This window comes from Shouchella rhizosphaerae, assembly GCF_036700015.1.
Taxonomy (GTDB): Bacteria; Bacillota; Bacilli; order Bacillales; family Bacillaceae_D; genus Shouchella; species Shouchella rhizosphaerae.
The window spans coordinates 3,069,325-3,081,778 of the sequence record NZ_CP144921.1; the positions used below are offsets into that span (position 1 = coordinate 3,069,325).

The window sequence follows — 12,454 nt, forward strand, 5'->3', positions numbered from 1 at the left end:
AACAGTAATGTTTTGTTACCTATAATTTTAACATGAAATTTGCACTGATTTTCTCTCTATATGCCGTCCTTGCCTTTGTCCTACACTGAATGTAGACGCAGGAACAACAGCGATAGCCAAACGGGCGCTTCTGTCGTCGTTGGCATTTTCCTACGGTCTACTCGCATCTTTGTCTGACAAGTGTTTTCATCAGTCTGATTGTTGTCGAAGAATCGACAACCATAGCGGATTCGGCTTTTTAGGCATACGTTATAATGAGGGCACAATTGAAAGCGTTTGCTTAAAGGAGATGACAACATGAGGAATGCTTTTCATCAATATGTTTCGACGAAACTGAATCAAATCAAAATACGGGATAAGCTTATTCTGATGTTCTTGTCTAGCGTGGTCATTCCAATTGCCGTTGTTGGCTTGTTTTTAACCAATGAATTAAAAGCCAATGCCATAAAGGATGCGCAAGAACAGGCAGACATGAATGTCGAACGTGTCAAACAGCGAATCAATGAAGTACTGAAAGGGCCAATTATGGTTGCGAATCATTTGCAATTTGATGAACGGTTAAGCGAATTGGTCAACACCGACTACGAACACTCATTTTCTGTCTTTCAAGCATACCGCTCTTACCCTGATTTTGCCTACCATAAAGGAAACCACCCAGAAATTGAAACGATCCGCCTTTATGTGGACAACCCAACGTTGTTGAATAACTGGACGTTTATACCAGTGGAAGGGTCGCAAATGGCTAGTTGGTACACCATCGCAAAAGAGGATGTAGGCTTTTACCAATGGTTTTATTTGCAAGATGAGACGCAAGGTGGCGGCCACTATTTAAGTTTAATGAAACGGATTAATTTTATTGAATACGGCACATTCGGATTGCTCGTTATTACGATTGCCCCTGACCTGTTGGAAACGATTATGCAACAGGAAACGCACCAGACGGTCGTTGTCGATGAACAGAATTCCATTATTTCGTCGTCGGAACCGTCATTCATTGGCGAAAACTTAGACGAGCTTGTCGTAGTGACAGACAGGGGAGAAGGAAAGCATGGATTTTACGAAGGCCAAGCAAATGGGGAACCGATTCACATGATGGAAACAAGTTTGTTTCCCGAGCTAAGCCAAAACCAACTACGGATTGTCTCCATCATCCATACCGAGGATATCGTTGGCGCTGCGAAAAAACTTAGTTATTTTGGCATTCTTGTTACCGGGCTCGGCATTGCGTTCTCGTTATTTTTGATCGTTTGGTTTTCATGGGGCTATGTGAATAGGCTTTCGCGTTTAAGTGCGACGATGAAAGAAGTGGCACAAGGCAATTTAACAACGAAAGTTGCACTCGATGGAACAGATGAAATTGGCCAAATTTCTTTGCAGCTAAACAAAATGATTGATGACTTGAACGAATCGATTGCCCAGTTGCTCGAAGCCAATGAACAGAAAACAGCCCTTGAACGGAAGCAAAATGAAATGAAATTTAAAATGATGGCGAGCCAAATGAATCCCCATTTTTTGTTTAATACGCTGGAGGCGATCCGGATGCGCGCCCATATGAGCAATGAAACGGACATTGCGAAGGCAGTCAAACGCCTAGGGCAGCTATTGCGAAAAAGTTTAGAAGTCGGCAGCAGTATGATTCCATTAAAGGAGGAACTAGAAATGGTGCGGAGCTATTTAGAGATACAGTCGTTTCGCTATGGCGAGCGCCTAACGTATGACATGGACGATGCTGTCACAAGCGATAACGTTGCTGTGATTCCGCTCACAATCCAACCGCTCGTCGAAAACGCCGTCTCCCACGGGCTTGAAGCCAAAGAGGCAGATGGTTATGTGAACATTCGCATCAAGCGGGCAGAAGATGGGATATGGATTGAAGTAAGCGATAACGGGATCGGAATGGGACCACAACGGCAGCAAGAAGTCCGGGCAATGATCGAAGATCCTCTCGAAAAGCCGGAAAACCGGATTGGTTTGCGCAATGTCCATCAGCGGTTAAAACAAACGTACGGCACCGACGGCCTCCTAATTAGCAGCAGCCAAGGAGAGGGGACAACGGTGCGCTTTTTGATTCCGAAGGAGGAAGGAAGCTATGTATAAAGTGTTGATTGCCGATGATGAGTGGATGATTCGGGAAGGGGTAAAAAATCTAATTCCCTGGGAACACTATGGCTTCGAAGTGGCTAGCTTAGCATGCAATGGCAAAGATGCCCTTGAAAAATACAAACACGATAAGCCTGACTTGGTCATCGCAGATATACGAATGCCACAAATGGACGGGCTGTCTTTGCTGAAGCAAATTCGCACTGAAAACGAAGCGGTCCCTTTCTTATTGCTTAGTGGGCATGCCGACTTTCACTACGCCCAAGAGGCGATCGGCCACGGCGTAGACGGGTACTTGCTCAAACCTTTAGAGGAAGATGAGCTTATTGAGCATTTGCAAATCGTCTTTCACAAATTGGAACAAAGAAAACAAGCGCATGTCTTGCGCCAGCAAAGTGTACGGATTGAGCAAGAACGCCTTCTGCTCAACTTGTTGGCAGGAAAGCCGCTGCCGCCAAGTGTGGACTTCTCTCGCCTCGGTCTTGCTGCTTCACGGTATCAAATATTTTTGGTGCACGCTGGGGAGAGAGACGCATTAGAGCACTTAGCCGAACAGATTCCCCACACCGCTGTGCCTTTTGCCAAAGGCGGGGACGCTGGCTTATTGATTTGCCATCTTCAAGAGGGACTAACGAAAAGCGAGTTGCAGCAGTGGGCGTCTCATTTGCTCGCGCCTTTGCGCCATGGGGCATTAGGGAAGTGCGTCCGTAAGCTGTCTGCGATTCAAGTTTCCTATACTGCTGCCAAAAAGCTCCTTTCACTAGCTTTTTATGCAGACAAAGGCAGTGTGATTTCAGAGCTGCCGACTGTGCTCCAAGACGGGCAACTAGCGAAAAAGCCGCTTTCGTTTTATGAAGAGCGCACCTACTTGGCGCTCCACATTGGCGAGAAAGAGCCGGCCAAACAGGCAGTCTCCGATTTTTTGGCGGATGTCGCTGCCCGGCGTATGAAGGAGGCATCTTTAAAAGCAAAAGCAAGTGAATTGGCACTGAACGTCATCCAACGCTTAATCGCTAGCCATGTGTTGGCAAAAGAATGGGCGCAAAAAGGCTATCGTTTCACGGCACAGCTTCAAGAAGCGGAAGACTTTTTACAGTTACGGCATGTGCTTCGATGTTTGTGCGACGAGCTTGCGGCCAATACGAACGTGCGCAGCAACGACACCGCTGTTAAAAAAATGATCGACATGATCGATAGCCGCTATGACGAGAATTTACGGCTTGAGACGATATCTGCTGTTTTAAACTACAACAGCGCCTATTTAGGCAAACGCTTTAAACAAGAAACAGGCGATTATTTTAACACGTATTTGGATAAAGTCCGGATTCACAAAAGCAAAGAGCTGCTTCGCGCTGGCTGCAAAGTATACGAAGCCGCAGAAAAAGTAGGCTATCCCAATGTCGATTACTTTCACCGCAAGTTTAAAAAATACACGGGAATGTCGCCGTCGGCATTCAGAAAGAAAGACTAGACACTCCAATTTTGACCTGATTTCTAGTCGGATTTAGTTGGTATTTCCAAAATCGAAATCCAGCTAAGATGAAAGACAGAGAGGCGGGGGTGAAATGAAGCTTATAAAAAAGAAAGCGCATTCAGTCGCTGCTGCGCCTTTAGGGCAAAAACGCTCCTTTAGGCAAACTGTATGGCAGCAACGGTATCTCTATGCGATGTCATTGCCGTTTGTCGCCTGGGTGTTTGTATTCCATTATTTGCCGTTGTTTGGCTGGACGATGGCCTTTCAAGATTATCGCCCAGGGTTGGCCTTTTTTGAGCAGGAATGGGTAGGGTTCAAGCATTTCATTGAGTTGTTCCAAGATGAACGCTTTTACTTAGTGTTGCGGAACACATTAGTGATGAGCCTTTTAGGGCTGCTTGTCGGTTTTACATTTCCGATATTATTTGCCGTGCTGTTAAACGAGGCGCGGGCCAAATTGTTTAAAAAGACTGTACAAACCGTTTCGTATTTGCCCCATTTTGTCTCGTGGGTCGTTGTTGCTGGGATTGTCACAAAAATGCTTTCTGTTGATGGAGGCATTGTCAATGAAGTACTCGTGGCGACAGGGGCCGCTGATAAGCCGATCCAATTTATGACGAAAGGCGAATGGTTTTGGATTATTGTCACACTTGCTGATTTGTGGAAGGAAATGGGCTGGAACTCGATCATCTTCTTGGCGGCAATGGCCGGAGTCGATCCTCAGCTTTATGAGGCGGCAAAAGTTGATGGCGCCAGCAGATGGCGGCAAATTTGGCATATTACGTTGCCAGGCATCCGCCCCACGATTTTAGTCGTGCTGATTCTGTCGATTGGCAGCTTAATGACCATCGGTTTTGAAAAGCAATTTTTGCTTGGAAACCCGACAGTTGTTAACTATTCTGAAGTACTTGATTTGTATGCGTTAAATTATGGCATTAACCTTAGTCGTTTTTCTTATGGGACGGCGATCGGCATTTTCAACTCGCTTGTAGCGATTATTCTGCTTTTTATTGCAAACGGCCTATTCAAACGCTATGCCAATCAAAGTGTCATGTAAGGGGGGAGGGAAGTGAATCATAGCAAGCCGATGCGCTTTTTAACAGGCGATGGGTTATTTAATGTCATCAATTACTGTTTTTTAACGATCGTGTTTTTAGCAACGCTTTACCCTTTTTTAAACGTGCTGGCGATTTCTTTAAATGATTCAACCGACACAGTCCGAGGCGGCATTTACATTTGGCCACGGGAATGGACGCTTGAAAATTACCGAACGATCTTCCAATACGACCATTTAGTGACAGGGTTCATCAATTCTGTGTTGCGGACGATCATTGGCACTGTCCTTGGCATTTTTTCCTCGGCTATGGTTGCGTTTACACTAAGCCGCGCCGATTTTCAAGGGCGAAAGTTTGTGTCGACGATGCTTGTGTTAACGCTTTATTTTACAGGAGGATTGATTCCTGGCTACATGCTCATGAGGGAATTGAACTTAATTAACACGTTTTGGGTTTATGTCCTCCCTGGAATGGTGAATGCATTTCACATTATCATCGTCCGCTCGTTTATGGACGGGCTGCCGTACTCCCTTCAGGAATCGGCGAAGATGGATGGCGCCAATGATTTTACGATTTTTTGGCGCATTATCATGCCATTATGTACGCCAGTGCTTGCGACAATTGCCTTGTTTGTCGCAGTTGGCCAGTGGAATGCTTGGTTTGATACGTATTTGTACAATGGCAGCAATCCAGACTTGACGACATTGCAGTATGAACTGATGAAAATCTTGCAAAATACGACGATGGGCGGTTCTGGCGATGCCAACGCTTACCGCAGCATAAGCGGCGATCAAGCTGCACAAACGGTCTCACCTGAGTCGATTAAAATGGCGATTTCCATGGTGACGGTCGTGCCAATTTTATTGGTTTACCCATTTTTACAGCGCTTTTTCGTCCAAGGCATGACGCTCGGTGCTGTAAAAAGCTAAATAGTAAAAAGGGGGAAGAAGACATGGAGAAAAGAAGCGTGGTAAGGGCATCAACCATCGCTGGAGCGGTTATGGTGGCACTGGGAATGGCAGGGTGCACGAGCGATGATGCTAGCAATGAATCAGACGATAGCCCGGTTACTTTTACGTTGTTTAGCGCCGATCCTCACTCCCAGTGGGACAACATGGAAAGCCCTGTAAGCCAAAAAGTGATGGAAGAAACAGGCGTTACGTTGCAGCCTGAATTTGATGTCAATGGAGGCGAGCAAAAAATTGCCTTAATGGCGGCGAGTGGCGATTACCCAGATTTCATTTTGCCAAAAGGCTCTGCGAGCACACTTGTCAACGCTGGCGCTTTTATCGACTTGACAGACTTGATCGAAGAGCACGGGCCGAATTTAAAGAAAGCGTATGGCGACTATTTTAACCGCCTGAAATGGAGCGAAGAAGACGAGAGCATTTACATTTTGCCGACTTCGCCAATCGACCATACGTATTGGGAACCTGGCAACGGCTTTATGCTCCAGCATGAAGTCGTAAAAGAACTTGGTTATCCAGACATTCGTACTGTCAAAGACTTTGAAGACGCCATTCGTGCTTACATGGAGGAAAACCCGACCATTGATGGCCAGCCGACGCTCGGTTTGTCGTTATTGGCTGATGATTGGCGGATTATGATATCGACAACGAATCCGGCTTTCTATGCGACTGGCGCTCCAGATGACGGCGAGTTTTATATTGACCCGGACACCTATGAAGCGACGATGCATTACCGCCGTGCGGAAGAAAAGGAATATTTCCGCTGGCTGAACCATATGAATGACAGCGGTTTACTGGACCCAGAAAGCTTCGTGCAAAAATACGACCAATATTTAGAGAAAATCTCATCAGGGCGTGTGCTCGGGCTCATTGATGCAGACTGGCAAGTCGACGATGCGGAAAGGGCATTGCGAGAAGCAGGCAAACATGAACGGATGTACGGCATGTATCCTGTGACATTAACGGAAGAATACAAGCACCCTAATTTCCAAGATACTGGGTATCTTGGCGGCTGGGGCATCGGCATATCCATCGACAATGAAGACCCAGTCAAGGCGATTCAATTTCTGGATTACCTCGTTTCAGAAGAGGGACAAATCCTGCAAAACTGGGGGTTGGAAGGAGAACACTATGAAATCGTCGATGGCAAACGCGTCATTCCTCCAGAAGAAATGGAGGAACGGAATAACAATGCCAACTATGTGAAGGAAACGGGCATTGGCGTCTTAAAAGGCTTCGCTCCAGCTTACGGCGATGGCGTGGAAGATTCGACAGGGCAAACATTTACAATCGCCAATACAGAACAAATTATCGATTCCTATACAGAAGTGGAAAAAGAAGTCTTAAGCAACTATGGCATTGAGATGTGGAAAGATTTATACCCGCAAGAAGACGAATTTCCAGTTAAGCCATGGGGAGCCGCTTACAACATTCCAGTTGATTCTACCTCCGATTTGAATGTCATTATGCAGCGCTGCCTTGACATTGTCAAACGCAAAGTCCCTGAAGCGATTTTAGCTGCTCCAGAGGAATTTGATCAAATTTGGGATGAATTTATGGCCGAGCTTGAAGGAGCTGGCGTCGAAGAAGCCGAAAAAGAATACACGGAACTTGTGCGCACACGCGTTGAATTGTGGAATGACTAACAATGACGGTGGCGGACCACGACACATTAGCTGAGACGACGGGTGCGAGCGCTTGGCTACAGTCTGAGAACCTGCGGCAAGCAGGTTCTTTTTTAAACTTTATATACAAAAGGAGGAAGAACAGATGCAACTGACCGAACAGCAACCAGCGCAAACGTGGACCGAGGCTTATCCGATTGGAAATGGGCGGATAGGGGCGATGGTTTATGGTGGTGTGGAACACGAAAAAATCGCTTTAAACGTGGATAGCCTTTGGTCAGGGCCGCCTGCTAAAAGGAACCAAGCCCCTGTGAAAGGAACGGTAGCGGACATGCGCGCAGCCATTGCCGCAAGAGACTTTCAAGCGGCAAGTCGATACGCAAAAGACATGCAAGGCCCATACACGCAATCGTATTTGCCACTTGGCGATTTGCATATGTTGTTTCCTTTGTGTACGCATTCAAGCACTCGTTATGAACGGACGCTTCAGTTGGAAACGGCAACGGTGACGGTGGAAGACGGGTTATACAAAAGAAGCGTTTTTGCTAGTAAGCCTGACGAAGCGATCATTTTGCGTTTAGAGGCTGTTGCCGAGCTGCCGCTATCTTTTTCGGCGTGGCTAACATCGCCATTGCGTACGATTGGATGGCCCGATCAGGACCATGTCGGCCTAGCAGGCTGGTGCCCAGAATATGTAGCCCCTAACTATGTCCCGTCTTCAGAGCCGATCCGTTACACAAGCTATGAAACATCGTCGGCGATCCGGTTTGCTAGTGCGGTACAATTGCTCGAAACAGACGGGAACGCAGCGGTTAAAAACAACAAACTCGTTGTTGAGGATGCCCGTTATGCAACGGTGCTCGTTCATATGGAAACTAGTTTTGCGTCAGCACAGGCACCCCAAGGCAAAGAGCCAATCACGCTCATTCGCAAACGCCTTAGCGAAACGGTTACGAGCACGTATGAGACGTTGCAGAGCCGGCATTTACAAGACTATCAATCCCTTTTTCAACGGATGACGTTTACGCTTAACGAAACGGAACGAGAGAAGCTTTCCACAAGCGAACGCCTCGCCAAGTACGGCGCCAATGATGGTAAGCTCGTTGAGCTGCTCTTTCAAATGGGCCGTTATCTCCTTATTGCCAGCTCAAGGGAGGGGACAGAGGCAGCCAATCTTCAAGGAATATGGAATGAACATATTCGACCGCCATGGAGCAGCAATTATACGTTAAACATTAATGCACAAATGAACTATTGGCCGGCAGAAACGGCCGCTTTGCCAGAATGCCATCAGCCTTTTTTAACGTTTATCGAAGAGCTGTCCGAGCAAGGAAAAGCCGTCGCCCAAAATTACTACCAATGTAGGGGCTGGACAGCGCACCATAATAGCGACATTTGGCGGCAAGCAGAGCCAGTCGGCGGTTTTGGTGGCGGCGATCCTGTCTGGGCTTTTTGGCCAATGGCCGCTCCGTGGCTTACGCGCCATTTGTGGGAGCATTATTTGTTTTCAGCCGATCGTGCCTATTTAACGGAGCGCGCCTATCCAGTCATGAAAGGCGCCATATTATTTTGCCTCGATTGGCTCGTTCAAGATGAAAGCGGCGCCGTCTATACGAGCCCGTCGACTTCGCCAGAGCATCGCTTTTTGTACAAAGGCCAGCCTTACCCAGTATCAGAAGGCGCTGTGATGGATCTTGCCTTACTGGAAGATGTCTTTCACCTTTTTTTAGCGGCCAACGAGCTAGTTGGCGGGGACCAACAGTTGGCCACCGATGTGAAAGATGCTTTAAATCAGTTAAAAAAGCCGCCGTTAAGCGCTGAAGGCGCGTTGCAAGAGTGGACGCATGGCTTTCCAGGAGAAGACATGCACCATCGCCATCTTTCTCATTTGTATGGTGTCTACCCAGGCAGCCAGTGGAGCAGCAACCACCAACAAAAACGCTACCAAGCAGCGAAGCAATCGTTAAGCGAACGGGGCGACGGAGGGACTGGCTGGAGTTTGGCGTGGAAGCTCTGTTTATGGGCGCGGTTTCTTGACGGGGATCGGACAGATGCGCTCATTTCTCGTTCTATGCAACTAGTGCGCGAAGGCGATGAACAGCATGAAAGCGGCGGCGTCTACCCGAATTTATTTTCCGCCCACCCACCTTTCCAAATAGATGGCAACTTTGGCTTTGTTGCCGGAGTGATTGAAACGCTCGTCCAGTCCCATGAAGGGTTTATCCGGTTGTTGCCGGCTCTTCCCCGTCGTTGGAAACAAGGCGCCATTACAGGAGTCAGATGCCGAGGTGGTTTTACGATTGACCTCAAATGGCAAAACAGCAGCGTTCTTGCTTGTACCGTCTATGCCAGTTGCGAGAATGCATGCGTCGTCGTCTTCCCGAATGCGATGAGTACGACTGAAAACGGGGAGCGAATGGCGATTGATGCAGGCAAGCTTTATGCGTTTAAGGCGGAAAAAGGCCAATGCTATACATTTCAAAACAATGGTTAATGTTAGGAAGAAAAACGGTAATAATCACTAAGAGGCACGAGTTTGCCGAATGAGAAGGAGGGCGCGGTGGTGAAAAAGATCGTTTTAGTAGGCGGAGCAGGAACGGTTGGTGCTATTCTTGCGAAAGGGCTAAAGGACAAGTATGAAATCGTCATTATGGACGTGCAAAAGCCAGACGACAATGTGGCTTTTATTGAAGGGGATGCTGTTGATTTTGACGGGCTCTTAGAAACGCTTCCTGATGACACAGATACAATTGTCAATTTGTTGCGGATCGAGTCAACAAAGGGCATTGACAGCAAAGCGCATTTTGACGAGATGACGGCGCTGTTTTTCAATGCCAGTTATTATCTGTTATTGGCAGCACAAACAAAAGGCATTCGCCGGGTCGTGGTTGCGAGCAGCAACCACGTGACGGATGGTTACGAAAAAGACGGCTACTCTTTATTGCCACGGGAAATTACCGTTGACGATTTTCCGAAAACGAACAGCCTTTATGGCGTGCTGAAATTTGCCTCCGAACAGCTAGGTTATTTGTTTGCTAAAGAAGGCAAGCTATCTGTCATCAACTTGCGGATTGCCTCTGTTCCACCAGCCGAAAAGCGAAAACAGCCGAATGATCGGCTTGAGCGGACGTTGCTCGCCGATGAAGACTTAGTGGCGCTCGTTCAAGCATCGATCGAAACAGACAAAAACTACGGGACGTATTACGGCGTTTCTGACAATCGTCATAAACCGTGGAGCACATTAAACGCTTATCAGGAGCTAGGGTTTGGCGGAAAAGCTAGCAAAAAGGAGTAGGAAAGGAAATAGGGTTGTCCAAAAAGGCCGCGTGTCTAGTTGGGCAGCTTTTTTTAAAAAAGAATGGCATGATAGACGATGAATGATAAGATAGGGTAGGAAACAGATAGAATGAAGGGGTTATGAATATGGACGATATTTTACAAAAAGTAGATGATAGCCATTATTTTTGGCAAGACGATAAAGTTAGATTGCGTGCGATGCAACCTGAAGATTGGCAAGCAGACTACCTTAGTAAGTTTGATACGCCTGCTCGTCGTTTTTTAGCATGTGCGATTGAGTTGCCTCCTACTGTTTCAGGTTCTAAAACGTTCGCGGAGGAACATGCCGATTTTGCGTCAACAAATGGAAGAATCATGTTTACGATCGAAAATGAAGAAGGTAACAATATAGGCAGTATAAATTTAAACCGTATTGATGAGAGAAATGGGACATTTAGTATTGGGATCATCATTGATAAACAGTACCGGGGAAAGGGATACGGTACAAGCGCCATGAACATTCTTTTAAAATATGCTTTTTTTGAACGAAGACTTCACAAATTTAATGACTGTGTTCTCGAAGGAAATGAAGGTTCTGTTAAAATGATGGAAAAACTGGGTTGTATTCAAGAAGGGGTTCGTCGACAAGTTGTCTACATGGACGGACAATATGTAGATTTAATTCTGTTTGGATTAACAAAAGATGAATTTGTGGAAGCGCGAAAAGAAGAGTATACGTTTGGCTAAGAAGCGATTCTTCATTCGGAAGGTCGCTTTTTCTTTCTCCTTAAAACAGTCAGGTAATGTAATGGGCTAGATAGGTCAAGGACTTCCAACGTTGTGAAAGTCCTTGACTGTAGCCAAACGACAACCTAAAACCAACGTTTAACGAAGTTTTTGCGGCCACGTGCCAGCCCAAGCATAGCCATAACGCCGTTCTTGTTCAACGTTCATGATGTCATGGTGGATGACGCCATCACGCCCTGAAAAAATCGGGCGGTTGGTGCCGATTTGATAAAAACGATACCAAATCTCTGCCCCAGGCTCATAGAAAAAATGGGGCTCAACGCGGCGCTCGTAGCGTGTATCAGCGACACGAGCTTCATCCATCCACGCCCGCGCTGCAGCAATCGCTTCTTGGACCGCAGCTGATTGGTTTGGCTGGTCTTCCAGCCATTGGACAATGCCTACCGATTCATCTGTTGCAATTGAAGGATGCTCATAAGCACGTCCTTGCTGTGGTTGTAGCGTCACAGGGTCATGTTGTTGGCCCCAGGCTGTTTTCTTGCCGTTTGCGACAATTTGGGCTTGTAAAATATAATCCAATCCCCCCTCAATGGATGCGGCCATTTGTTTGCGCTGTGAATCATTGAATAAGTCGCCTTCAAATGGCGCTTTTCCTTGGCGGGCGTCTTCGAGTAAACGGAGGACGTTGACCATCGCATGGTCGTTAAAAGTGACATAATTGGAGTACCAGACGGAACTGGACGGATCGCTGCCTCGTTGGGGGTACACTTGGCGAAAGCCGCCGCTCGGATATTGGAGTTTATAAAGAAAATCAATGCCGTTGTGGACGCTCGCTTTAAAGCGTTCGTCTTTTGTCAGTTGGTACGCTTCGGCCACAACGCGAATTTCAGAGACGGTGGCATCATTGTCAATCGTCCCAAGTTCTTGTCCATTTGAAGTCCAAACCGATTTCGCTTCCCTGCCGTTCCAGTCTCGCGTATACATTTGCGGCATGTCTTTCGACCAGCCGCCATGGTCCATTTGCCAAGTCAACAGATGGTTCGCTTGTTTAATGATCGTTTCGTTGGAAACCGTTGCTTCTTCTGCAGCAGCAGTGGATGTCAGCATAACGAAAAAGCCAGCACATAATCCAAAAATAGCAAACTTGGACATTCGTTTAAGCGCTTTCAAAAAAGGACCATCCTCCTTTCGTTAAGTTGCCTTTAGCAT

9 protein-coding genes are annotated in these 12,454 nt (G+C 46.9%); 8 read left to right on the forward strand and 1 reads right to left on the reverse strand.

The annotated features are described in order from the left end of the window. Nucleotides 1-297: 297 nt before the first annotated feature. The 8 genes from V5G21_RS15170 to V5G21_RS15205 all read left to right on the forward strand — a co-directional run bounded on the left by V5G21_RS15170 (nucleotide 298) and on the right by V5G21_RS15205 (nucleotide 11,245). A complete protein-coding gene (locus V5G21_RS15170) occupies nucleotides 298-2,097 on the forward strand; it encodes a sensor histidine kinase (RefSeq protein ID WP_212930208.1) in 1,800 nt (599 codons plus the stop codon). Then, a complete protein-coding gene (locus tag V5G21_RS15175; protein ID WP_212930207.1) occupies nucleotides 2,090-3,571 on the forward strand; it encodes a response regulator transcription factor in 1,482 nt (493 codons plus the stop codon). The genes V5G21_RS15170 and V5G21_RS15175 overlap by 8 nt, the downstream gene beginning before the upstream one ends. A gap of 94 nt (nucleotides 3,572-3,665) precedes the next feature. Continuing rightward, nucleotides 3,666-4,631, forward strand: a complete 966-nt coding sequence (locus V5G21_RS15180; RefSeq protein WP_095237004.1) for an ABC transporter permease — start codon at nucleotides 3,666-3,668, stop codon at nucleotides 4,629-4,631. 30 nt (nucleotides 4,632-4,661) lie between these two features. Beyond that, nucleotides 4,662-5,558, forward strand: coding sequence for a carbohydrate ABC transporter permease (locus V5G21_RS15185; RefSeq protein ID WP_041824455.1), 897 nt, complete (start codon nucleotides 4,662-4,664; stop codon nucleotides 5,556-5,558). Between the two features lie 23 nt (nucleotides 5,559-5,581). Beyond that, entirely contained in the window at nucleotides 5,582-7,243 is a 1,662-nt protein-coding gene (locus V5G21_RS15190; RefSeq protein ID WP_011245990.1) for an ABC transporter substrate-binding protein, read from the forward strand. Nucleotides 7,244-7,367: 124 nt separating this feature from the next. Then, the gene (locus V5G21_RS15195) at nucleotides 7,368-9,716 is read left to right on the forward strand and encodes a glycoside hydrolase family 95 protein (protein ID WP_338464902.1); all 2,349 of its coding nucleotides are present in this window, start codon (nucleotides 7,368-7,370) and stop codon (nucleotides 9,714-9,716) included. Between the two features lie 69 nt (nucleotides 9,717-9,785). Then, nucleotides 9,786-10,517: an NAD-dependent epimerase/dehydratase family protein gene (locus tag V5G21_RS15200; protein WP_011245992.1), complete on the forward strand. Its 732-nt coding sequence runs from the start codon at nucleotides 9,786-9,788 to the stop codon at nucleotides 10,515-10,517. A gap of 128 nt (nucleotides 10,518-10,645) precedes the next feature. Continuing rightward, on the forward strand, nucleotides 10,646-11,245 hold the full coding sequence (locus V5G21_RS15205; protein WP_152024040.1) for a GNAT family N-acetyltransferase: 600 nt from the start codon (nucleotides 10,646-10,648) through the stop codon (nucleotides 11,243-11,245). 138 nt (nucleotides 11,246-11,383) lie between these two features. Here the strand turns inward: V5G21_RS15205 and pelA are convergent, their stop codons facing one another. Continuing rightward, complete coding sequence (gene pelA / locus V5G21_RS15210; RefSeq protein ID WP_084140052.1) at nucleotides 11,384-12,415, reverse strand: pectate lyase; 1,032 nt, start codon at nucleotides 12,413-12,415, stop codon at nucleotides 11,384-11,386. Nucleotides 12,416-12,454: the final 39 nt, after the last annotated feature.